The organism is Calditerricola satsumensis (genome assembly GCF_014646935.1).
In the GTDB taxonomy this organism is placed as follows: Bacteria; Bacillota; Bacilli; order Calditerricolales; family Calditerricolaceae; genus Calditerricola; species Calditerricola satsumensis.
In genome coordinates, this window is record NZ_BMOF01000008.1 from 1 (window position 1) to 21,276 (window position 21,276).

Genomic DNA, 21,276 nt, shown 5'->3' on the forward strand with positions numbered 1-21,276 from the left:
AAGATTTCGATGTGAGTGATCCAGTCTCCCTTCGGTTAGATTTTAGCTGAGTGATTGCGCAACCTTGACAACCTTTTTTTGTCTGCTTACAATCAGGTATATGTGAAGGTTTTTCCTTCACGTGCCCCTATGAGGGCTCTCCTGCGAGCGGATGATCCGGATGCCCCATGGGCTGAGGTGAACCGAAACGCCATCGTGGCAGATTTGCGCGGTGAAGGAGGTGACGACGTTGGACGGAACCGTTTTCGTACCCGTCCTTCTCGCCTCCACCGCCGTCGGTGTCGGAGTTGGCTACCTCATCCGCAGGCAAATCGCGGAAAAGAAGATCGGCTCTGCGGAAGAGACGGCTCGGAAGATTGTAGAAGACGCGAAAAAAGAAGCGGAAGCCGTAAAAAAGGAAAAGATCCTCGAAGCGCGTGATGAAATTCACCGCTTGCGCAGCGACGCGGAGCGGGAAATCCGCGAGCGTCGCGGCGAGCTGCAACGCTTAGAACAGCGCCTCTTGCAAAAGGAGGAATCGCTCGACCGCAAGCGTGAAGCCCTCGAGAAAAAAGAAGAAGCGCTGGCAGCCAAGGAACGGGAGATCGCTGCGAAAGCGCAAGAGATTGACGAATTGCATCGCAAACAGGTGGCCGAACTGGAACGCATCTCCGGTCTGACGACGGAGGAGGCCCGGGAAACGATCCTGAAAACCGTGGAAAACGAAGTGCGGCACGAAGCGGCCCAGATGATCAAGGAAATCGAGCAGAAGGCCAAGGAAGAGGCCGACCGCCGCGCCCGGCAGATCATCTCCCTTGCCATCCAGCGTTGCGCGGCGGATCACGTGGCGGAGACGACGGTGTCGGTCGTCACTCTGCCGAACGACGAGATGAAGGGCCGCATCATCGGGCGCGAGGGCCGGAACATCCGCACGCTGGAAACGCTCACCGGGATTGATCTGATCATCGACGACACGCCGGAAGCGGTCATCCTGTCGGGGTTTGATCCCATCCGGCGGGAAATCGCCAAGACGGCCCTCGAAAAGCTGGTCGCCGACGGCCGCATTCACCCCGCTCGCATCGAAGAAATGGTGGAGAAAGCGCGGCGCGAGGTGGACGAGCGCATCCGCGAATACGGGGAACAGGCGACGTTCGAAACCGGCGTGCACGGGCTTCATCCCGATCTGATCAAGATCCTCGGGCGCTTGCATTTCCGCACCAGCTATGGCCAGAACGTTCTCAAACACTCCATTGAAGTGGCCCATCTGGCCGGGCTGATGGCCGCGGAACTGGGTGAAGACGTGCAGCTGGCCAAGCGGGCCGGTCTCCTGCACGACATCGGGAAGGCCCTCGACCATGAAGTGGAAGGATCGCACGTGGAGATCGGCATCGAATTGGCGAAAAAATACGGGGAGCACCCCGCGGTCATCAACGGGATCGCTTCGCACCACGGCGACGTGGAGCCGACCTCGGTGATTGCCACCCTCGTCTGCGCGGCCGACGCCCTGTCGGCAGCCCGCCCCGGTGCGCGCCGTGAAACCTTGGAGGCGTACATCAAGCGCCTGGAGAAGCTCGAGGAGATCGCCGATTCCTTCGACGGCGTCGAAAAGTCGTACGCCATCCAAGCGGGGCGCGAGGTGCGCATCATCGTCAAGCCGGACCAGGTGGACGACCTTGCAGCCTTCCGCCTGGCCCGCGAGATATCCAAACGCATCGAAAACGAGCTGGACTATCCCGGTCACATCAAGGTGACCGTCATTCGCGAAACCCGAGCCGTCGAATATGCCAAATGAAGTGGCGCATCGGCCACTTCTTTTTTTCGTGGTACAATAAGCCTGAATGCGGGATTCGGGAGGGATTCGGTGAAGCTGCTGTTTATCGGCGACGTGGTCGGCGCGCCCGGACGCGCCATGCTGCAGGAATATCTTCCGCTCCTCAAAAGCCGCTTCCAACCCGACATCGTGGTGGTCAACGGGGAGAACGCCGCCGGCGGGCGGGGCATCACCGCGGAGATCGCCCGGCAGTTTTTTGAGTGGGGCGTGCACTGCATCACGATGGGAAACCACACGTGGGACAACAAGGCCATTTTTGACTTCATCGACGATGAACCGCGCCTCCTTCGCCCGGCCAACTACCCGCCGGGCACCCCGGGGCGTGGATACGCCGTCGTGGCCGCCGGCGGCCGCGAGCTGGCGGTGGTCAACCTCATGGGGCGCACGTTTCTGCCGCCCCTCGACTGCCCCTTCCGCACGGCACAGACGCTTGTGGACGAGCTTCGCACGCGCACCCCGCTGATTCTCGTCGACATGCACGCCGAGGCGACGTCGGAAAAGCAGGCCATGGCCTGGTTCCTCGATGGAAAGGTGTCGGCCGTCGTCGGCACGCACACCCACGTGCAGACGGCGGACGAACGTATCCTGCCCGGCGGGACGGCGTACATCTCCGACGTGGGGATGACGGGTCCCTACGACGCCATCCTGGGCATGGAGCGCGAAATGGTGATCAAAAAATTCCTCACCGGGTTGCCCGTGCGCTTTTCCGTCGACGAGAAGGGGCGCAAGCAACTGAATGCCGTGTTTTTGGAACTGGACGACGAAACGGGCAAAGCGCGGACGATTCGGCGCATTCGCGTCGATGACGACCACCTGTGGAGCGGTTAGAATTTTGTGAATCGTCTTCTTGGCGAGAAGGAATTTTCTTGCGCATCGCGAATAGAAATACATCAGACTCCCCTTCACCATCCTTTCGCCAAGGAGGTAACGGTCCATGGAAGTATTAAAAGTTTCAGCAAAGTCCAACCCGAACGCTGTCGCTGGTGCGCTGGCCGGTGTTCTGCGCGAGCGGGGCGCCGCCGAGATCCAGGCCATCGGAGCCGGCGCGCTGAACCAAGCAGTGAAAGCGGTTGCGATCGCAAGAGGGTTTGTCGCGCCGAGCGGTGTTGACCTCATCTGCATTCCAGCCTTCACCGACATCATCATCGATGGCGAAGAGCGGACGGCAATCAAGCTGATTGTGGAACCGCGGTAGGGCGTCCCGATCGGTGCACGCGAGCCTGTTTGTCTCATAAGAGGCAAACAGGCTTTTTCACGTGAGCGGCGCAAACAAGGAGGGGTACAGGCCATGATCGTGGTCGACGGCCATTGCGACGTGTTGTGGCGGCTGTGGGAGGATCCGGAACGTTCCTTTTCGGACGGCACGCTGCAAGCCGGAGCGGAGCGCCTGGCCGCAGGCAACGTGCGCGCCCAGGTGTTTGCCCTTTTCGTACCCCCGCAGGTTCCCCGTGGCCAACGTCTCAAGGCGGCCCTCGCCATGGTGGACCGCTGGCACGGCGAGGTGGTGGAGAACGCCGGTTTCCGGCCCCTGTTGTGGCGGGACGATGTCCCCAGAGTGACAGGCGGAGACCGGCCCTGGGCGCTCTTGGCCTTAGAGGGGGCCGAGGCGCTGGAAGGGGAGCTGGTCCACCTGCGCGTGCTCTATCACCTGGGCCTGCGCATGGTGGGGCTCACCTGGAACGAGGCCAACGAGGCGGCGGACGGCTGCGGCGAGGCGCGCGGGGGCGGGCTGACGCGATTCGGGCGTTCGCTGGTGGAGGAGATCAACCGCCTGTCCCTGCTCCTCGACGTGGCCCATCTGTCGGAACGCGGCTTCTGGGAGGCCGCCGAGCATTACGACGGGCCCCTTGTGGCCAGCCACGCCAACTGCCGCGCCGTGCACGATCACCCGCGCAACCTGACCGACGACCAGCTGCGGGCCATCGCGGAATCGGGCGGCGTGGTCGGCCTCACCTTCGTCCCCGCCTTCCTCACCGGCGGCGAGGCCACGCGCGACGATGTGCGCCGTCACCTCGAGCACGCCGAGTCGGTGGCCGGCGAGGACCACGTGGCCTTCGGGTCCGACTTTGACGGCATTGACCGTGTGGTGGCAGGCCTGGAGCACGCGGCGTGCTACGCGGAGTGGGCCGACTACCTTCTTCGCTACTATCCGGCATCGAGCGTGGAGAAATGGCTTGCCGGCAATTGGCTGCGCGTGCTGGCGGCCCGGCTGCCGGCGCGGCCGATGACAAACTTGTGACAAAAAGGACTAGTGACGGGGTGCAAAACGTGCTACACTAGTACTGAAAGATACGGATTTTTAGGAGTGTAAGGGGTGGAGTTCGATGATCAGCCAACTATCCTGGAAAGTTGGGGGCCAACAGGGGGAGGGCATCGAATCGGCCGGCGAAATATTTGCCACCGTTTTGAACCGACTCGGTTACTATCTCTATGGGTACCGGCATTTTTCGTCCCGCATCAAAGGGGGGCACACGAACAACAAGATTCGTGTCAGCACGAAGCCGGTGTACGCCATTTCGGACGATTTGGACATCCTGGTCGCCTTTGACCAGGAAACCATAGATCTGAATAGCCACGAACTGAAGGAAGGCGGCGTGGTCATTGCGGACGCGAAGTTTAACCCCAAGCTTCCCGAGGGGATCCGCGCACGCCTCTTTTCTGTGCCTTTTACGGACATTGCCCAGGAGTGCGGCACGGTCCTCATGAAGAACATGGTGGCCGTCGGGGCGTCCGCCGGCGTGCTGGGGCTGCCCATTGAGGCGTTCCGCAGCGTGATCGAAGAAACCTTTAAGCGGAAGGGGCAAAAAGTGGTCGAGATGAACATGGAGGCCCTGCGGCGCGGGGCGCAGTTCATCCACGACCAGGTCGGCGGGGCGCTGCCCGAATTTGAGCTGGCGCCTGCCGACGGGAAAAAGCGCCTGTTCATGATCGGCAACGACGCCATTGCCCTCGGCGCCATTGCCGCGGGTTGCCGCTTGATGTTCGCATACCCGATCACGCCGGCGTCGGAGATCATGGAGTACCTGATCAAGAAGCTGCCCAAGTTCGGCGGCACGGTGGTGCAGACGGAAGACGAGATCGCGGCCATCACCATGGCCATCGGTGCCAACTATGCCGGCGTGCGGGCGATGACGGCATCGGCCGGTCCGGGGATCTCCCTCAAGACGGAAGCGATTGGCCTGGCCGGCATGACGGAAACGCCCCTCGTCATCGTCGACACGCAGCGCGGGGGCCCGTCGACCGGTCTGCCCACCAAGCAGGAGCAAAGCGACATCAACGCCGTGCTGTACAACACCCACGGGGAGATTCCGAAGATCATCATCGCCCCGAGCACGGCGGAAGAGGCCTTCTACGACACGGCCGAAGCCTTCAACCTGACCGAGGAGTACCAGTGCCCGGTGTTCATCCTCTCCGACCTGCAGCTGTCCCTTGGCAAGCAAACCGTCGAGCCGCTGGACTACAGCAAGGTGGAGATTCGCCGCGGCAAGCTGCTCAAGGATGAAGAGCTCACCCCGCCGGAAGGGGAGCTGTTCAAGCGCTACGCTTTCACCGAGGACGGCATTTCGCCGCGCGTCATTCCGGGGCAGAAGTACGGCATTCACCATGTCACCGGGGTGGAACACAGCGAGACGGGGCGGCCGTCGGAGGATCCGGTCAACCGGAAGAAAATGATGGAAAAGCGCCTGCGCAAGCTGCAAAACTTCCGCTTCAAGACGCCGCTCTATGTCGACGCGCCGCATGAGCAGCCGGATCTGCTCATCATCGGCATCGGCTCGACGCGTGGGGCCATTGCCGAGGCGAAGGAGCGGCTCGAAGCGGAAGGGTACCGCATCAACCACGTGCACGTGCGCCTCTTGGCGCCGTTCCCGGCCGAGGCGCTCAAGCCCTACATGGAAAAGGCCAAGCGGGTGGCCGTGGTGGAGCACAACGCCACGGGGCAGCTGGCCAACCAGATCAAGCTGCACGTGGGCATGCCTGAAAAGATTCGCAATGTGCTGAAGTACGACGGCAACCCGTTCCTGCCTTCTGAGATCACCAACGCGTGCAAGGAGCTGGTCCAAGATGGCCACCTTCAAAGACTTTCGTAACAGCGTCAAACCCAACTGGTGCCCGGGATGCGGCGACTTTTCGGTGCAGACGGCCATCCAGCGCGCCTGCGCCAACGTAGGGCTGGAACCGGAGGACGTGGTGATCGTCTCCGGCATCGGCTGCTCGGGCCGCATCTCCGGCTACATCAACGCCTACGGGTTCCACGGCATCCACGGCCGGGCCCTGCCCATCGCCCAGGGCATCAAGCTGGCCAACCGCAACCTCACCGTCATTGCCGCCGGGGGTGACGGCGACGGCTTCGCCATCGGCATGAGCCACACCATCCACGCCATCCGGCGCAACCTGGACATCACCTACATCGTGATGGACAACCAGATTTACGGCCTGACCAAAGGGCAGACGTCGCCGACCAGCGCCTTTGGCTTCGAGACGAAGAGCACCCCGTACGGGTCGATCGAAGCGCCCGTTACGCCGCTCGAGCTGGCCCTGGCCGCCGGCGCCACCTTTGTGGCCCAAGGGTTCTCCAGCGACCTCAAGGGGCTCGTGCACATCATCGAGGAAGGCATCAAGCACAAGGGCTTTGCCTTCATCAACGTGTTTAGCCCGTGCGTCACCTTCAACAAGGTGAACACCTACGACTGGTTCAAGGAGAACCTGGTCAGCCTCGACACGATCGAGGGCTACGATCCCACGGACCGCATCCAGGCCATGAAGACGGTCATGGAGCACAAGGCCCTCGTGACGGGGATCATCTACCAGCGCAAGGACATTCCCAGCTACGAAGAGCGCATCCCCGGGTTCAAGGACGTGCCGCTGGCGCACCAGGACCTGCGCTTGAGCGAGGAAGATTTCCAGGAACTGGTCAAGGAGTTCATGTGAGCCCTGCACCCGCCGTCCGTCATGGGCGGCGGGTTTTTTGCCCTGTTTGGGACAGGCGCGAGCCCTGGATTCCCTTCGGAAAGGACGACGACCATGAAGTGGATCGTGCTTGGGTGGCAGTCTCCCCATCCTGGTCCCTTTGGCGCAACGCCGGGGTACCTCGTGCAAACGGCTAGCGGGAACCTCCTCATTGACTGCGGCAGCGGGGTGGTGAGCCGGCTGCTTGCCCGCGTCTCCCTGGCCGATGTGACGGCCGTCATCCTCAGCCACTACCACGCCGACCACGTGAGCGACCTCGGTGTGCTGCAATACGCGGCGATGATGGCCGTGCAGCGCGGCGAGCGCGCGACCCCGCTCACGGTGTACGCCCCGCGCCAGCCGGAGGCCGATTTCGCCCGCGCCGCATACAAAACCTATGTCCAGGCCGTGCCGATTGACGAGGACGCGCCGCTTCACCTGGCCGGCGTGACGGTTCGCTTCCACCGCACGGCGCATCCCGTGCCGTGTTACGCCGTACGCCTCGACGACGGGGAACGCGCCCTCGCCTACACGGCGGACACCGGTCCGGATACGGATTGGGGGGCGTTCTTGCACGACGTCGACCTTCTCGTCGCCGAAGCCACGTACCGAACCGCAGACGCGCCCGCGGGTGCGCGGGGGCACCTGACGGCGGCCGAAGCCGGGGCGCTGGCCCGCCGGTACGGCGCGCGCCGGCTGCTCTTGACCCACCTGTATCCGGGTTACGACGCGGACGACCTCGTGCGGGAAGCACAGGAATCCTTTGCCGGTCCCGTGCTGTGCGCCCGTGACGGTCTGGAAGTGTCTCTGTAGCGTGGACATTTCCTTTACCGCGCGCTCCGCGTATACTATAATATTCTTGGTTTTCATCGGTATGTTGGCGCTTTCAAGAGGGGAAAGGAGCTGTACACCATGAGTGGAACCATGCGCGCGGTGGTCAAAACGCAGGCCGCACCGGGAGCGGAATTGCGGGACGTGCCCATTCCGAAGCCGGGACCGGGCGAAGCGTTGGTTCAGGTCAAAGCGACAACGATCTGCGGCACCGACGTGCACATCTACGTGTGGGACGACTGGGCCAAAAGCCGCATTCGCGTGCCGCAGATTATCGGGCACGAGTTTTCCGGCGTGGTGGTGGACGTCGGGCCCGGCGTGACCCACGTGAAAGTGGGGGACCACGTGTCGGCCGAGACCCACTTCGTGTGCGGCCACTGCCCCCAATGCTTGACGGGCCAGGCCCACATCTGCCGGGACACGCGCATTCTCGGCGTCGACCGCGACGGCTGCTTTGCCGAATACGTCGTCGTGCCGGCGCAAAACCTGTGGAAGAACGACCCGGCGCTGCCCTTTGAGGTGGCCTCGCTGCAAGAGCCGATGGGCAACGCCGTCCACACCGTGCTGTCGGGGCCGGTGGCCGGCAAGACGGTGGCCATCCTGGGCTGTGGGCCCATCGGCATCATGGCCGTGGCCGTGGCGCGAGCGGCCGGCGCGGCGAAGGTGTTCGCCGTTGACGTCAACCCCTACCGCCTCGAGCTGGCCAAGGCTATGGGCGCCCACGTGCGGATTCACGCCGGCGAGGAGGACCCCGTAGCCCGCGTGAAGGAAGCGACGGGCGGAAGCGGCGTCGATGTCGTTTGCGAGATGTCGGGCCATCCGACGGCCATTCGCCAAGGGTTCAAGATGCTGGCCAACGGCGGCCGCATGGCCATGCTCGGCCTGCCGACGCAGGAGGTGCCCCTGGACATCACGAACGACATCGTCTTTAAAGGAGTGACCGTTCAGGGCATCACCGGGCGGCGCATGTATGAAACGTGGCAGCAGACGGCCGGCCTGCTTGCCTCGGGCCAGGTGAACCTGGAGCCGCTCATCACCCACCGCTTCCCGCTTGAACGGTTTGCCGAAGCCTTTGAGCTGATGAAGAGCGGGCAGTGTGGCAAGATCGTGCTGATTCCGTAAGGGGGGAGTTGGATGAAGGGCTTGGCCCATCTTCGCGAAGAACTGGAGCAGCTCAAAGCCCAGGGGGTCTTTCGCCCGCTGACGGAGATCGAGTCGGCCCAGGGCGCGCGGGTGGTCATCCGCGGGAAAGAGGTGATCCAGCTTGCCTCGAACAACTACCTGGGGCTGACCACCCACCCCAAGCTGAAGGAAGCGGCCCTCAAAGCCGTCGAGCGCTACGGGGCGGGGACCGGCTCGGTGCGCACCATCGCCGGGACGTTCACGATGCACGAGGAGCTGGAGAAGAAGCTGGCCGAATTCAAGCACACCGAGGCGGCTCTCGTATTCCAGTCGGGCTTTACGGCCAACGTCGGCGTTCTGTCGTCCATCCTCGACGAGCGCGACGTCGTCATTTCCGACGCCCTCAACCACGCCTCGATCATCGACGGCATCCGCCTCACCAAGGCGGCGCGGCGCATCTACCGCCACAACGACTTGGACGACCTCGAGGCAGCGCTGAAGGAGACGCAGGGCTACCGCACGCGCCTTATCGTCACCGACGGCGTCTTCAGCATGGACGGGGACATCGCTCCGCTGCCGCAGATCGTCGAGCTGGCCGAGCGGTATGATGCCATCGTGATGGTCGACGACGCCCACGCCAGCGGCGTTCTCGGGAAAAACGGCCGCGGCACGGTGGACCACTTCGGCCTGCACGGCCGCGTGCACATCCAGGTGGGCACGCTGTCGAAGGCCATTGGCGTCCTTGGCGGCTACGTGGCCGGCTCACAGGTGCTGCGCGACTACCTGATCCACCGGGCGCGCCCGTTCCTGTTCAGCACGTCCCACCCGCCGGCGGTGACGGCGGCCTGCCTTTCCGCCATCGAGGTGCTCCTGACCGAGCCGGAGCGCATCGAGCGGCTGTGGGCGAACACACGCTTCTTCAAGAACGGGCTGAAGAACCTTGGCTTTGACACGGGGAACAGCGAGACGCCGATCACGCCGGTCATCGTCGGCGACGAGGCGCTGGCGATGAAGCTGTCCGACAAGCTCTTCGAATACGGCGTCTACGCCCAGGGGATCGTCTACCCCACGGTGCCGAAGGGCAAGGCGCGCGTGCGCACCATCGTCACCGCCGTCCACACGAAGGAGGACCTCGAAGCCGCCCTCCACGCCTTCGAGAAGGCGGGGAAAGAGCTGGGGATCATCTAACCGAACGCGATGCGGGGAGCCGAAGCGGCTGCCCGCTGTTTTTATGTTCCGGCTGGAGGTGGCACAAAAGAACATCGTTTGCCAAAGGGTGGTGGTGTGGTAGCGGCGGCCATGCCCGAGGACCGCTACGCGTTCAAGCCGTGGGAGGGCAGCTTGAGCTTTGCGGACCACCTCCGGCACATTGCTTCGGTGGAGAAAACCCTGATCCAGGCGCTTCGCGGTGGCGGTTGGGTCTGGGATCAAGGGATCACCGCGGAAACGCACCCCAATCGGGCGGCGATTGAGGCCCTCCTGCGGGAAAGCGGCGAGGCGTTGCGCGAGCAGATCGCCAGCATGACGGATGAGGAGCTTACCCGTTCCATTTCGACGCCGTGGGGAGAAGCGACCCCCGCCGACCTCCTTGTGAAGTGGATGGTTCACGAAGCCCACCATCGGGGGCAGTTGTATCTGCACCTGAGGCTGTGCGGAATCACGCCTCCGGAGTACCACTGAGGGGCGACCTTTATTGGAGGGATTACCTTGAACGTTACGGGCTTCAACCACTGGGGATTTGGTTAGCCCCGCGACTTGGCTGTTCGTTACCTGCACGGCGCTCAGCGTCATGGCCCATCGTCGTGGAGCTTTTCGGTTGGATTCCCCTCTTCGAAGCCCTGCGTCGCTGGTGTCCTGTCGCATTGGCCACCTTATCCTTCCTTGCGCTCGGCGGCCTCATGACAGCCTCGGGCATGTCCGATGTCCTGGCCGAAAAAGCAGCTGCCCTCGGCCGATTCTACGCCTTACTCATCCCTTGGATTGGCGGCTCGGTGGCTACTTAACCGGCTCCAATACGGGAGCGAACGCCCTGTTTGCGGCTGCCCAAGCTCAAGGGGCTCAGGGAGCCGGTCTTCCCGTACTGTGGGCCGTTGCGGGGCAAAATGTGGCGGCCTCTTTGTGTTCAGGCCGGATGCGTTTAAGCGGACTCATAGAATCTCCGCCTCGGAAACCCCGGATTTGAATCCGGGGAGGAAAGGCGTCCCTCCTTTTCGTTCAGATCTTCCAGATACGCCAGGACGCATTGCATAGAAAGACGAGATCGTCTATCTTCGCGCGCTGAGTTAGTCTTTTTCCGGTCCGCGCGTCGTGCAGGCTCAAGCGGTCCTGCATCGTCCCACCGACATAGCAGAAACCGAACTTCGGATGCAGGACCTGAGCACCGCGGCGAAGGCCAAAGCTCGTTCCGCCGCCATGCCGTCTTCTTTTGCCGCCTTTTTGAGGGTTTTCTAGATGTAGACTGCGGCGGCGGAATTGCAAGGGGACCATCCTGATAAGCCCCGTATAGTTCGGTTGCGTAGCACCAACCTCAGAGGCGGCCAGAACCCAAGCATCGACCGCGTGGGCAAAAAATGTCTCGGCGGATTTCCGACTCGTCTTGTGCAGTCCGAACGTCTCCCGGAACTGTTTTGTTTCCCAGCCGGATCGGGTGACGACAGGCGAAAGCTTTCGAAGTTCTTCGTAGAACCACTGCTTACCGATCTGAAGCGGGCTGAACGAGACGTTCCAGCTCTTTTTTCCCTGCTTCGTATGAGCCTTAACATCTTCCACAACGAAAACGGAGATCGGGTAAAGTCCTTTCAGAAACCCAGCAATCCTGAGTTTCCACCCCCACCGCGCCCTGGTGGACGGCGGGATGCCGCCCCGGGCCCGGTTAAACCTCGGCTTCCGGTTTGGCGTCTTCCGGTAACGTCGGTTCCGTCTCAGCATACGACGTTTCTCAACGTTTTCCTTGACGTGCGTTACCGCATCGATGTGCAGGTTAAGGTACGTGCGCTTTGGTCCGACGATGCTGAACGCTTCCCACTTTGACCCGGGATCAATTCCGCAAGCGACAGGCTGCACTTCGCCGTCGGTCCGGTTCAGAAGCCGGATGTAGAAAAATCCTTTCCGGAACCGGCGCACGGCGCGTCCCTTTCGGACGAGTTCCCTCGCCCGAGCCGGATGGCACGGCATGAGCGGTTTTCCATCAGCTGAAAGAACGGGAACATACTGCATGGAGGTTACCCTCCCTCTCGCCCATTCAGGCGGCAATTTCTCCCCTTCGCCGCTGGCCGTCGGAGAGGTCGCAGACTAGGGGAGCATCCGCGACATCCTTGCCCTGCCACGGGCGGACGGCTCAGCTGCCTTCAGGCGCCCCCGGAGATCCGTCGCCGGGTCCGGTTGCTTGGCCAGGCTAGTCTTTCGCGGTCGGTGACCGCCTTGCAGTTTCACGGCTGGCAAGACCGCTACTCCTGCAAGCCTCGGACTTCAGTCCGGGGTACTTGGCTTTCTCACTTGCTTGTGTTCGCATGCATCCTTCCGCGGACGCCAAAACAGCGCCGCCATCAGCAGGAGCAGGACCAACGTGATGGCGAGACGTCCTTTGTTTTCACGGAAGTAGACAAGGTCATGGCCGATCATCGTCTCGAGGATGAGGGACGGGGCTTTGCCCACCGCGCTCGTCACGAGAAAGTCGACGAAGCGCACGCCCGACACCGCCGCGGCAAAGGTGACGACACCGGAGGGCATCATCGGGGTGAGGCGGGCAAACAGCAACACCAGCGCTTGCCGATGGCGCGGCAGGCGGTTCAGCGCGCGCTGCCATCGGAAACGGTCTTCCTTCCAGCGCAGCCCCTTGCGCACGCCGAGGCGGTATAGCCAGAAGGCGAGGGCTGTACCGAGCACCTCTCCGGCCAGGGAGACGAAAAACCCGACGACCGGTCCGAAGACGACGGCGTTGGCTCCCGACAGGAAGACAGACGGCACGACGCCCAGCACGCTGACGAGCACATTGAGGAGAATGCTGACCAGGGCGGCCCACATGCCGTAGTCGCGCAGCGTAGCGGCCAGCGCATCAACGTTCCACCACAAATCCATGCTTCTATCGTATCCGTGGTCGGCGCGCGTTGTCAAAACGGCGTTGACAAAGCCCCGGTCTTCATGGTATGGTGGACAGGGTAATACCCTAAGGGGGTATTAAGGATGGATCAGGCAAGCGAAAAGGCGGCTCTGTTGCGACGGCTGCGGCGCATTGAAGGCCAGATCCGCGGCGTGCAGAAAATGATCGAAGAGGACCGGTACTGCGTCGACATCCTCACACAACTGGCCGCCATCCGCTCGGCCACCAACGCTGTGGGGCTAGCCATCTTGGAACGGCACATCCGGGGTTGTGTGCAAAACGCGATTCGACAAGACCAGGGTGACGAAATGATCGATGAACTGTTGGACGTCATCCACTCCTTTGTCAAGTCGTCGTGAGCGGGGAAGCGTCCCGACCGAAAAACCCGCAACGAAAGCGAAAAAGTAAAAAAGGCGAGACGATTATCCGAAGTTGAACAGTGGGGGAAACAAAGAGGGGATGGGGGGAAGGAAAAAGGGGGAAGAAACGGGTATGGTGGATTCATTGCAAGAAGGACAGCAGGCCACGAGGCGCTGGAGAAGGCGGTTTTTCTTATGCTGCGCGTGGGCCTGTGTCGTGATCCTGATGCTGTCCGGCTTGGCGCCCCCCGCGTCCGCTTCGCCGACCATGACGGTAACGAACGCCGTGCGCACAAAGAATCCGCCCGCGCCGATGATCACCGCTCCGTCGGCGGTGCTGATCGAAGCGGAGTCGGGACGCGTTCTTTTTGCGAAAAACAAGGACGCGCCCATGTATCCGGCGAGCATCACCAAGATCATGACGGGCATTGTCGCGCTCGAAAAAGGGCGGCCTGACGAGATTGTGACCATCTCCCAAAGGGCGCAGGCGGCGGATGGCACACGGGTGTACCTGGTCAAAGGGGAGCAGAAGCCACTCCTTGAGCTCGTGTACGCCGCGCTGGTCAACTCGGGAAATGATGCGGCCATTGCCATTGCCGAGCATGTTGGCGGGAGTGAAGCGGCATTTGCGGCGCTGATGAACGAGAAGGCGCAGGCGATCGGCGCGCGGCATACGCATTTTGTCAACGCCAGCGGCCTGCACGATCCCCAGCACGTGACGACCGCCTATGACATGGCCCTCATTGCCCAGTACGCGATGCGGAACCCAACCTTTCGCGAGATCGTGCAAACAAAACGCAGACCGTGGACCGGACAGGAGTGGCAGTCGGAGCTCGTGAACCACAATCGCCTGTTGTGGGAGTATCCCGGTGCTACGGGGGTGAAAAACGGGTTCACCACGAAAGCCCGCTTTACGTTGGTCGCCTCGGCGGAACGCAACGGCGTGTCGCTCATCTCCGTGGTCATGGGAGCGAGCTCGTCGGCCGTTCTCTACCGGGAGACGAAGGCGCTCCTCGACTATGGCTTCGCGGTGGCACCCAATCTTCCCCCGGCTCCCTGGGTGCTTGCCGAAAACAGCGTGGCCAAGCGGGAAGGAAAATCGGTTGTGCACGCCGCTTCGTCATCGGCAGAGGGGACGGAAAACGGAACGTGGTGGGCAACGCTCTTTGCTTTCGCCAAACGTGTTGGAAAAGGGCTTGTTGGCGTAGGGCTATTGGGGTTGATCGGGGTCGGGATTGTGTGGATTGCGAGAGCGGTGGTCAGGCGTCTCGTGCTTTGTCGCCGCCGGCGGCAGGCAGGGGTCCATCACCGGTATTGGGGCGCGTATACCACTCGGCACATCCCACCGCGTCACAACCTGTACCGTGAGTGATGCGAAGAAAAACCATGCACGGGCAAAGAAGAACGCATAGGAAAGCGGGGTGGGGATGCCACCCCCTTCATCCTTTTTATTTCTCTCTTAGGAAAGTGAGAAGACAGAATCGAGGATATTTTTTGAAAAGTATAGGGTTCAAGACGTTGTGCAAACGATGGAGAGGATCGGAATTCCGTGACCTGCGTAGCCTTTCTGAAGCGGATGTATTGCCTGCTCATGGTGATGCGCATCTTGGCAATTTGCTTGCAAGCCCGCAAGGATGGCTTTGGATCGATTTCGAAGACGCATCGCGGATGCCTCGATTTTGGGACCTGGCTTGCGCCCTCTAACGATTCCGTTTGGTGAGGGGGTGGCGAGCCGAGGGTGCGGCTTGCCTTCTCGTTTCTTGCGCCGACCTTGCTGGGGTACGAATCGAAGATGGGAATTGAAATGATGTTCGATCGCCGATCTCTCTTTCTAGTTTACATTCTTTCTAGTTTACATAATGTATATTATGGGACGTAAAAAAGACGCGCGAAAAACCGTCTGTTGGATATCTCAATAAAAGAGTTTACTCTTTATTTTGAGACAGAAAGCGAAAACGCGATGCGAATCCGCTTCACGTTGAACATCCTCACGTTACGTTTCCGGTTCCGTCTGATCTTCCTGATCTTCATGTTCGTGAGCTGCACGGTACTCCTGATACCGTCGGTGCACCGTGGCCTTGGAAACGGCATATCCCAGGCCGCGCAGTGTGGCGGCGATCTCGGCAAACGTCAGCCCGTGCTGGTCCCGCAGGCGCACGATTTCCTCCACCGGGACGTCGAGCCGCTCGCGCCCGGCATGGGCGCCGCGGTTTTTGAGGTTTTCCTCCGGCCGATAGCCGGCGGCCATGGCCCGACGGATCCCTCGGGAAATTTTGCGGTTCATCAGGCGCCGCTGGTATTCCTCCACCTCGGCCAAGATCTTGATGACGAGCCCGTCCATCTCCGACAGGACAATTTCTCCCTGGTGTTCCAGGGTGTACACTTTTGCGCCCATGCGGAAGAGCTGGTGGAGCACCGCGATTTTGGTGTGGCCGCGCCCGATGCGCGTCTCATCCTGGATCACGACGCCGTCGGCCTGGCCGTCGCGAATCAACGCCAGGAGGCGAAACAGCCCGTCCCGCTCCACATCGTACCCGCTGGCCTGCTCGGCGATGCGGTCGACAACGGTCCACCCCCGCTCCCGAGCGAAGCGGTCCAGCTCGGCGATTTGGCGGGCCAAGCTGGTCGCTTGTTCCGCTTTTTCCGTGCTGACGCGCGCATACAGCACGACGCGCATGCTCCCCTCCCCTTTCGCGAAGCCCGCGGTTTCTCTTCTTTCTCCTTCCCCTCGTCATGCGCTTCCTTTTCCCTTTTCATTGTAACGGAACTGGTCCCCTGCGGCAGGTCACACGGCGGTACGCCGCATGCGGGTGCAACCGGTTGACGGGTTTAGTCCTGCGTTGCGTGCGTGCCGTCGTCCCCAAAGGGTAGATAGCCCAACAGATGGGGATCGTCCATCAGTCCCGCGTCGCGGTCGGCCAAAAAGGCGCGGTCAACGGGCCGTTCGATGGCCATCTGCTGAGAACGCAAGAACGCGCCTTCCTGGGGTTCGCGCGCAGCAGGGGGTGCGCTGTCGTCCTTGTGGTGCCAGGGAATGTGCCGATCGTCCATGATCGTTCCTCCTCTGTTGGGGCATGGGAATGGCGAGATGCAACCTATGAAGAGTATGCCCTTCTGCGCGCGTCCGTATGCCGAACGTGCGTTTGTACGGACGGGGTTTCTTATGGTATAATGAAACCAAATTGTGGCTGCCTGAGGAGGACGCAACCTATGGAGAAACTTTCAAGCCGGCAACGGGCCATTTTGGAATTTATTAAAGAGGAAGTGCGCAAAAAAGGCTACCCGCCGTCGGTGCGCGAGATCGGCCAAGCCGTGGGCCTCGCGTCGAGTTCGACGGTGCACGGCCATCTGGCACGGCTGGAGAAAAAGGGCTACATTCGCCGCGACCCCACCAAACCGCGGGCCATTGAGATCCTCGATGTGGATCCGCCGGCAGCCGCAGAAGTGGAGACGACCCTGGTGCCGGTGCTGGGGAAGGTTACGGCCGGCCAGCCGATCGAAGCGATCGAAAACGTGGAGGAAACCTTTCCCCTCCCAAAGGATTGGGTGAACAACGACACCGTGTTCATGCTCCGCGTCGAGGGCAACAGCATGATCAATGCCGGCATCTTCGACGGGGACCTCGTCATCGTTCGCCAGCAGCCGGTGGCCAACAACGGTGACATCGTCGTCGCCCTCACCCCGGACGGCGAAGCGACAGTGAAGCGCTTCTACAAGGAAAAAACCTGCGTCCGGCTGCAGCCGGAAAACGACGAGATGGACCCCATCCTGCTGCCCGAGGTGAAAATCCTCGGCAAGGTGATCGGCGTGTTGCGCCGGTTCCAATAGCGCTGCGCGATCCAAGGGGCGCAACCAAAACGGGCGGACACCGCACTACCCGGTGCCCGCCCGTTTTCGCGTTACCGCCACAAGGCCTCGATCCAAAACCAGGCGATGATCACCAGTTTGAGGACGCCTTTCGCCAACGCACCGCCCAGAAAACCGAGGAGCGTCGCCGTTCCCACGGTGGCCGCCTCGCGAAGGCTTCGCCCGCGCACGATTTCCGTGACGAGGGCGAGCAGGAACGGGCCGACGAGCAGGCCGAGCGGGCCGAGTACAAGCGGGCCGACGAGCGTTCCCGCGATGGCCGCCCACGCCGCTGCCTTGGACCCGCCGAATCGGCGCACAAAGAGGGAATTGGCCACAAAGTCGGCGGCGAACAGGGCGACGGTCACGAGGGCGGCGGCGATCCAGAAGGATGCGGACAGGGCGGCGCTGTTGATGCCGAAGTGGTAGAGCAAAAAGGCGGCCCACAAGAGCGGGATCCCGGGCAAGATGGGCACCACCGTGGCCAGGAAGCCGAGCGCCATGCAAGCCACGACGGCCACCCACAAGAGGGTCGTCACCATCACGGATCCTCCTTTTCCGGTTGAAACATGCGGGTGTGCAAAAGGGGCTGGCCAACGGGCCAACCCCTTTTCCTTTTCTTCTTCCTTTTCCCTCTTCCCTGCTTTCTCTCGCGCTGCGCGCCTGCGCGCTTAATACTGCTCGAGGTACTGTTCCCGCTCCCACGGGTGCACCTGCACGCAGAAGAGGTTCCACTCGATTTCCTTCGCCTCAATGAAGTGCGTGAGGGCGTGCTCGCCAAGGGCGTCGCAGATGACGGGATCCTGCTTGAGGCACTCGAGGGCCTCCTTGAGCGTTCCCGGCAGGCTCTCGATGCCCAGATCGCGGCGCTCCGCTTCGGACATGACGTAAATGTTGCGGTCGACGGCCGGCGGCAGGGGCAGCTTGTTCTTGATGCCGTCGAGGCCCGCCTTCAGCATCACCGCCAGGGCCAGGTACGGGTTGCACGACGGGTCGGGGCTGCGCACCTCGATGCGCGTCGACTGGCCGCGGGACGCGGGAATGCGCACCAGCGGGCTGCGGTTTTGCACCGACCAGGCCACGTACACCGGTGCCTCATACCCCGGCACGAGGCGCTTGTAGGAGTTGACCGTCGGGTTGGTGATGGCCGTGAAGCCGCGGGCGTGCTCGAGAATGCCGGCCAGGAAGTGGCGGGCCACCTGGCTGAGGCCCAGCTCGTCGGTCTCGTCGTAGAAGGCGTTCTTGTCGCCGACAAAGAGGGACAGGTGTGTGTGCATGCCCGAACCGTTGACGCCGAAGATCGGCTTGGGCATGAAGGTGGCGTGCAGGCCGTGCTGCCGGGCGATGTTTTTGACCACCAGTTTGAAGGTGATGATGTTGTCGGCGGCCGTGACGGCGTCGGCATACTTGAAGTCGATCTCGTGCTGCCCCGGAGCCACCTCGTGGTGCGACGCCTCCACCTCAAAGCCCATCTGGTCGAGGGTGACCACGATGTCGCGGCGGCAGTTTTCGCCCAAGTCGACCGGCGCCAGGTCGAAGTACCCGCCTTTGTCGTTCAGGTCCATCGTCGGCCGGCCGTTTTCGTCCAGCTTGAAGAGGAAAAACTCCGGTTCCGAACCAACGTTCATTGTCGTGAAGCCGAGGTCTTGCGCCTCCTTCAGCACGCGCTTCAGGATGCCCCGCGGGTCGCCGGGGAACGGCGTGCCGTCCGGCAGGTGGACGTCGCAGATCAGACGCGCCACGCGTCCCTCTTTTGCGCTCCACGGGAACACGACCCACGTGTCCGGGTCGGGGTACAGATACATGTCGGACTCCTCGATGCGCACGAAACCCTCGATGGAGGAGCCGTCAAACATGATCTTGTTGTCCAGGGCCTTCGGCAGCTGACTGACGGGAATCTCCACGTTTTTGAGGGTCCCGAACAGGTCGGTGAACTGCAGGCGGATGAAGCGCACGTTCTCTTCCTTCGCCAGCTTGAGGATGTCGTCCCGGGTGTACTTGGCCATTTTTCCGCCTCCCCACTCGATTTGCCGGTCCCAGCTCTATTTGTAAACCGTTTCGGGTTTACAGGTCGTAGTACAGCTCGTATTCCTTCGGATGGGTGGTTCGGTTGACGCTGCGTGCCTCTTCCCGCTTCAGGGCGATCCACGTCTCGATGACATCCTTCGTGAAGACATCGCCGGCAAGCAGGAACGCGTGGTCTTCTTCCAGAGCGTCCAGCGCTTCGTCGAGGGAAGCCGGCACGCTCTTGATGCTCTTCTTCTCTTCGTCCGACAGCTCGTAGAGGTTCTTGTCGATCGGGCCAAAGCCGTGTTCGGTCGGATCGATCCGGTTGCGGATGCCGTCCAAGCCGGCGAGCAGCATGGCGGCAAAGGCGAGGTACGGGTTGCACGTCGGATCGGGCGTGCGGAACTCGATGCGCGCCGCTTTCGGAGACACGGCGGCGACGGGTACGCGGATGGCCGCCGAGCGGTTGCCCTTGGAAAAGACGAGGTTGACCGGGGCCTCATAGCCCGGCACGAGGCGCTTGAAGGAGTTCGTGCTCGGATTGGTCAGCGCGGTCAGCGCCGGGGCGTGTTTCAGGATGCCGCCGATGTAATAGAGGGCCAGCTGGCTCAGGTTGGCGTAGCCGCCCTTTTCGTAGAACAGCGGCGTGTCGCCGTTGAACAGGCTTTGGTGGGTGTGCATGCCCGAACCGTTGTCGCCGACGATCGGCTTGGGCATGAAGGTGGCCGTCTTTCCGTGTTTCTTGGCCACATTGCGGACGATGTACTTGAAGAGCAGCAGGTTGTCGGCCGCGCGTGTCAGCGTGTCGAAGCGGAAGTTGATCTCTCCTTGCCCGGCCGTGGCCACTTCGTGATGGTGCCGTTCGACGCGAATGCCGCACCGCTCGAGCAGCTGGCACATTTCATTGCGGATGTCGGCCATCGTGTCTGTCGGCGCCACCGGGAAATACCCGCCCTTTACGCGGACCTTGTAGCCGAGGCCCGGTTCGCCGGTGTTCCAGGCGGCTTCCTCGGAATCGATGAAGTAGAAGGCGCCCTTCATGCTGTTGCCGTATTGCACATTGTCAAAGAGGAAGAACTCCGCCTCCGGGCCAAAGTAGGCCGTCGTGGCAATGCCGGTCTCCTTCAGGTACGCCTCCGCTTTGCGGGCAATGTTGCGCGGGTCGCGCGTGTACGGATCCCCTTCCGGCGTGTAGATGTTGCACACCAGGCTGAGGGTCGGGGCTTCCACAAAGGGGTCGACGAAGGCCGAGGTCGGATCGGGCACCATCACCATGTCCGACTCTTCGATGCTGCGGTAACCGGTGAGGCTCGAACCGTCAAAGGCGACGCCCATTTCAAACGTGCGTTCATCCACTTCGCTGGCCGGCACCGTCACGTGATGCTGGCGGCCGAGGAGGTCGACGATGCGGAAGTCGACAAATTGAATGTTCTGCGCTTTGATGCGCTCCAGCACCTGATGCACCGCTTCCTTTTTGTCATCGCGGACTTGGACGACTTGCGGGTCGCTCATCGTTTCACCTCATCCCCCGTGGTCATTCCCCAATCAGCCGCATGGGTGTTCTCTTCACCCTCATTCTATTGGGGAGGCAGGCCACTCGTCAACAATTTTTCTCACCCAATATGTAAGAAAATCTAACGAAGTCGACCCGATGGCAACGTTCCTTTCGCAATGCGTGATCCCGGACGCGTTGATGGGGAATGCGCCATGGGGGCGACGGTACGAAAAAACGAAACGCGCAACGACCGGGGCACATCCGGGCCCACGGAAACGTTGCGCGTCGGGCGGATTCGTTGATGGTTTGGGTTAGTGGAAAAACCGGGACAGCTCGCCTTGGATGAGCGTTGCGGCCTGTCCGGGGCGATGCAACAGCACCTGCTGCTTCAGCAGTTCATGCAGCTCCTTTTCGGTCAGCTCCTTGCGCTTCGGCTCGGCCTTGGGTTCGGTGGCCGCCTCCGGCGAGGGCTTCCCCGCCTCCTTCATCGCCAGCATCTTCTTGATCCCGGCAATGTTGACGCCCTGTTCGATGAGCGACTTGATCTCCAGCAAGCGATCGATGTCGTTCAAGGAAAACAGCCGCTGATTCCCCTTCGTCCGCGCCGGCTTGACCAGTTCGTGTTGCTCGTAGTAGCGAATCTGCCGCGCGGACAGCCCCGTCAGCTTCATGACGATGCCGATGGGAAAGAGCGGCATGTTGCGGCGGATGTCGTCGGCCATGGTCTCCCCTCCTCCGCCACACCGAAATCGCTTTCATG

23 protein-coding genes are annotated in these 21,276 nt (G+C 61.9%); 15 read left to right on the top strand and 8 right to left on the bottom strand.

Annotation, left to right across the window (positions count from 1 at the left end; genetic code table 11):
- The first annotated feature begins 229 nt into the window (after positions 1–229).
- From rny to IEX61_RS12775, 11 genes are all read left to right on the top strand, one after another.
- The gene (gene rny, locus IEX61_RS03210) at positions 230–1,771 is read left to right on the top strand and encodes a ribonuclease Y (protein WP_054672972.1); all 1,542 of its coding nucleotides are present in this window, start codon (positions 230–232) and stop codon (positions 1,769–1,771) included.
- 69 nt (positions 1,772–1,840) lie between these two features.
- Entirely contained in the window at positions 1,841–2,638 is a 798-nt protein-coding gene (locus IEX61_RS03215; RefSeq protein WP_188816777.1) for a TIGR00282 family metallophosphoesterase, read from the top strand.
- Between the two features lie 106 nt (positions 2,639–2,744).
- The gene (gene spoVS / locus IEX61_RS03220) at positions 2,745–3,005 is read left to right on the top strand and encodes a stage V sporulation protein SpoVS (protein WP_054671882.1); all 261 of its coding nucleotides are present in this window, start codon (positions 2,745–2,747) and stop codon (positions 3,003–3,005) included.
- A 93-nt stretch (positions 3,006–3,098) separates the two neighbouring features.
- Positions 3,099–4,049 carry a dipeptidase gene (locus tag IEX61_RS03225; protein ID WP_188816778.1) on the top strand — a complete coding sequence of 317 codons (951 nt, stop codon included), beginning with the start codon at positions 3,099–3,101 and terminating at the stop codon, positions 4,047–4,049.
- Between the two features lie 85 nt (positions 4,050–4,134).
- Positions 4,135–5,898 (top strand): 2-oxoacid:acceptor oxidoreductase subunit alpha, encoded by a 1,764-nt coding sequence (locus IEX61_RS03230; protein ID WP_188816779.1) that lies wholly within the window; start codon positions 4,135–4,137, stop codon positions 5,896–5,898.
- Positions 5,873–6,739 carry a 2-oxoacid:ferredoxin oxidoreductase subunit beta gene (locus IEX61_RS03235; RefSeq protein WP_188816780.1) on the top strand — a complete coding sequence of 289 codons (867 nt, stop codon included), beginning with the start codon at positions 5,873–5,875 and terminating at the stop codon, positions 6,737–6,739. The genes IEX61_RS03230 and IEX61_RS03235 overlap by 26 nt, the downstream gene beginning before the upstream one ends.
- 93 nt (positions 6,740–6,832) lie before the next feature.
- On the top strand, positions 6,833–7,570 hold the full coding sequence (locus IEX61_RS03240; protein ID WP_188816781.1) for an MBL fold metallo-hydrolase: 738 nt from the start codon (positions 6,833–6,835) through the stop codon (positions 7,568–7,570).
- Between the two features lie 99 nt (positions 7,571–7,669).
- Positions 7,670–8,710 (top strand): L-threonine 3-dehydrogenase, encoded by a 1,041-nt coding sequence (tdh, locus tag IEX61_RS03245; protein ID WP_188816782.1) that lies wholly within the window; start codon positions 7,670–7,672, stop codon positions 8,708–8,710.
- A 12-nt stretch (positions 8,711–8,722) separates the two neighbouring features.
- Positions 8,723–9,898: a glycine C-acetyltransferase gene (locus IEX61_RS03250; RefSeq protein WP_054669278.1), complete on the top strand. Its 1,176-nt coding sequence runs from the start codon at positions 8,723–8,725 to the stop codon at positions 9,896–9,898.
- Between the two features lie 96 nt (positions 9,899–9,994).
- On the top strand, positions 9,995–10,390 hold the full coding sequence (locus tag IEX61_RS03255; RefSeq protein ID WP_054669280.1) for a DinB family protein: 396 nt from the start codon (positions 9,995–9,997) through the stop codon (positions 10,388–10,390).
- Positions 10,391–10,499: 109 nt separating this feature from the next.
- Positions 10,500–10,892, top strand: coding sequence for an L-lactate permease (locus tag IEX61_RS12775; RefSeq protein ID WP_373277048.1), 393 nt, complete (start codon positions 10,500–10,502; stop codon positions 10,890–10,892).
- A gap of 32 nt (positions 10,893–10,924) precedes the next feature.
- Here IEX61_RS12775 and IEX61_RS03265 read toward each other — a convergent pair whose 3' ends face one another.
- Positions 10,925–11,926, bottom strand: coding sequence for an RRXRR domain-containing protein (locus IEX61_RS03265; RefSeq protein ID WP_188816783.1), 1,002 nt, complete (start codon positions 11,924–11,926; stop codon positions 10,925–10,927).
- A 252-nt stretch (positions 11,927–12,178) separates the two neighbouring features.
- Complete coding sequence (locus tag IEX61_RS03270; protein ID WP_054669285.1) at positions 12,179–12,787, bottom strand: TVP38/TMEM64 family protein; 609 nt, start codon at positions 12,785–12,787, stop codon at positions 12,179–12,181.
- Between the two features lie 105 nt (positions 12,788–12,892).
- On the opposite strand from IEX61_RS03270, the gene IEX61_RS03275 reads away from it, so the two are divergent.
- The 3 genes from IEX61_RS03275 (at position 12,893) to IEX61_RS03285 (ending at position 14,872) form a co-directional block, all read left to right on the top strand.
- Positions 12,893–13,168 (top strand): metal-sensitive transcriptional regulator, encoded by a 276-nt coding sequence (locus IEX61_RS03275; protein WP_054669287.1) that lies wholly within the window; start codon positions 12,893–12,895, stop codon positions 13,166–13,168.
- A 286-nt stretch (positions 13,169–13,454) separates the two neighbouring features.
- On the top strand, positions 13,455–14,540 hold the full coding sequence (locus IEX61_RS03280; RefSeq protein WP_229725648.1) for a D-alanyl-D-alanine carboxypeptidase family protein: 1,086 nt from the start codon (positions 13,455–13,457) through the stop codon (positions 14,538–14,540).
- Between the two features lie 14 nt (positions 14,541–14,554).
- Positions 14,555–14,872 carry a phosphotransferase family protein gene (locus IEX61_RS03285; RefSeq protein ID WP_229725650.1) on the top strand — a complete coding sequence of 106 codons (318 nt, stop codon included), beginning with the start codon at positions 14,555–14,557 and terminating at the stop codon, positions 14,870–14,872.
- A gap of 289 nt (positions 14,873–15,161) precedes the next feature.
- On the opposite strand, the gene IEX61_RS03290 is transcribed toward IEX61_RS03285, so the two are convergent.
- Positions 15,162–15,845, bottom strand: a complete 684-nt coding sequence (locus tag IEX61_RS03290; RefSeq protein WP_054669300.1) for a YneB family resolvase-like protein — start codon at positions 15,843–15,845, stop codon at positions 15,162–15,164.
- A gap of 152 nt (positions 15,846–15,997) precedes the next feature.
- Positions 15,998–16,219 carry a hypothetical protein gene (locus tag IEX61_RS03295; protein ID WP_054669290.1) on the bottom strand — a complete coding sequence of 74 codons (222 nt, stop codon included), beginning with the start codon at positions 16,217–16,219 and terminating at the stop codon, positions 15,998–16,000.
- A gap of 159 nt (positions 16,220–16,378) precedes the next feature.
- On the opposite strand from IEX61_RS03295, the gene lexA reads away from it, so the two are divergent.
- Entirely contained in the window at positions 16,379–16,996 is a 618-nt protein-coding gene (lexA, locus tag IEX61_RS03300; RefSeq protein WP_054669292.1) for a transcriptional repressor LexA, read from the top strand.
- 71 nt (positions 16,997–17,067) lie between these two features.
- Here the strand turns inward: lexA and IEX61_RS03305 are convergent, their stop codons facing one another.
- From IEX61_RS03305 to IEX61_RS03320, 4 genes are all read right to left on the bottom strand, one after another.
- Entirely contained in the window at positions 17,068–17,556 is a 489-nt protein-coding gene (locus IEX61_RS03305; RefSeq protein WP_054669294.1) for a DUF456 domain-containing protein, read from the bottom strand.
- A 129-nt stretch (positions 17,557–17,685) separates the two neighbouring features.
- A complete protein-coding gene (gene glnA / locus IEX61_RS03310; protein ID WP_188816784.1) occupies positions 17,686–19,020 on the bottom strand; it encodes a type I glutamate--ammonia ligase in 1,335 nt (444 codons plus the stop codon).
- A 58-nt stretch (positions 19,021–19,078) separates the two neighbouring features.
- The gene (gene glnA / locus IEX61_RS03315) at positions 19,079–20,533 is read right to left on the bottom strand and encodes a type I glutamate--ammonia ligase (protein WP_188816785.1); all 1,455 of its coding nucleotides are present in this window, start codon (positions 20,531–20,533) and stop codon (positions 19,079–19,081) included.
- 294 nt (positions 20,534–20,827) lie between these two features.
- Entirely contained in the window at positions 20,828–21,238 is a 411-nt protein-coding gene (locus IEX61_RS03320) for a MerR family transcriptional regulator (RefSeq protein ID WP_054669296.1), read from the bottom strand.
- Positions 21,239–21,276 lie beyond the last annotated feature (38 nt).

Bases quoted from the DNA above. Each gene is read 5' to 3' on its own strand.
- IEX61_RS03265 (WP_188816783.1), bottom strand. From the start codon at position 11,926: ATGCAGTATGTTCCCGTTCTTTCAGCTGATGGAAAACCGCTCATGCCG.
- spoVS (WP_054671882.1), top strand. From the start codon at position 2,745: ATGGAAGTATTAAAAGTTTCAGCAAAGTCCAACCCGAACGCTGTCGCT.
- lexA (WP_054669292.1), top strand. From the start codon at position 16,379: ATGGAGAAACTTTCAAGCCGGCAACGGGCCATTTTGGAATTTATTAAA.
- IEX61_RS03240 (WP_188816781.1), top strand. From the start codon at position 6,833: ATGAAGTGGATCGTGCTTGGGTGGCAGTCTCCCCATCCTGGTCCCTTT.
- IEX61_RS03290 (WP_054669300.1), bottom strand. From the start codon at position 15,845: ATGCGCGTCGTGCTGTATGCGCGCGTCAGCACGGAAAAAGCGGAACAA.
- IEX61_RS03295 (WP_054669290.1), bottom strand. From the start codon at position 16,219: ATGGACGATCGGCACATTCCCTGGCACCACAAGGACGACAGCGCACCC.
- IEX61_RS03305 (WP_054669294.1), bottom strand. From the start codon at position 17,556: ATGGTGACGACCCTCTTGTGGGTGGCCGTCGTGGCTTGCATGGCGCTC.
- tdh (WP_188816782.1), top strand. From the start codon at position 7,670: ATGAGTGGAACCATGCGCGCGGTGGTCAAAACGCAGGCCGCACCGGGA.
- IEX61_RS03230 (WP_188816779.1), top strand. From the start codon at position 4,135: ATGATCAGCCAACTATCCTGGAAAGTTGGGGGCCAACAGGGGGAGGGC.
- IEX61_RS03270 (WP_054669285.1), bottom strand. From the start codon at position 12,787: ATGGATTTGTGGTGGAACGTTGATGCGCTGGCCGCTACGCTGCGCGAC.
- IEX61_RS12775 (WP_373277048.1), top strand. From the start codon at position 10,500: ATGGCCCATCGTCGTGGAGCTTTTCGGTTGGATTCCCCTCTTCGAAGC.
- glnA (WP_188816785.1), bottom strand. From the start codon at position 20,533: ATGAGCGACCCGCAAGTCGTCCAAGTCCGCGATGACAAAAAGGAAGCG.
- IEX61_RS03235 (WP_188816780.1), top strand. From the start codon at position 5,873: ATGGCCACCTTCAAAGACTTTCGTAACAGCGTCAAACCCAACTGGTGC.
- IEX61_RS03250 (WP_054669278.1), top strand. From the start codon at position 8,723: ATGAAGGGCTTGGCCCATCTTCGCGAAGAACTGGAGCAGCTCAAAGCC.
- IEX61_RS03320 (WP_054669296.1), bottom strand. From the start codon at position 21,238: ATGGCCGACGACATCCGCCGCAACATGCCGCTCTTTCCCATCGGCATC.
- IEX61_RS03285 (WP_229725650.1), top strand. From the start codon at position 14,555: ATGCACGGGCAAAGAAGAACGCATAGGAAAGCGGGGTGGGGATGCCAC.
- glnA (WP_188816784.1), bottom strand. From the start codon at position 19,020: ATGGCCAAGTACACCCGGGACGACATCCTCAAGCTGGCGAAGGAAGAG.
- IEX61_RS03225 (WP_188816778.1), top strand. From the start codon at position 3,099: ATGATCGTGGTCGACGGCCATTGCGACGTGTTGTGGCGGCTGTGGGAG.
- IEX61_RS03275 (WP_054669287.1), top strand. From the start codon at position 12,893: ATGGATCAGGCAAGCGAAAAGGCGGCTCTGTTGCGACGGCTGCGGCGC.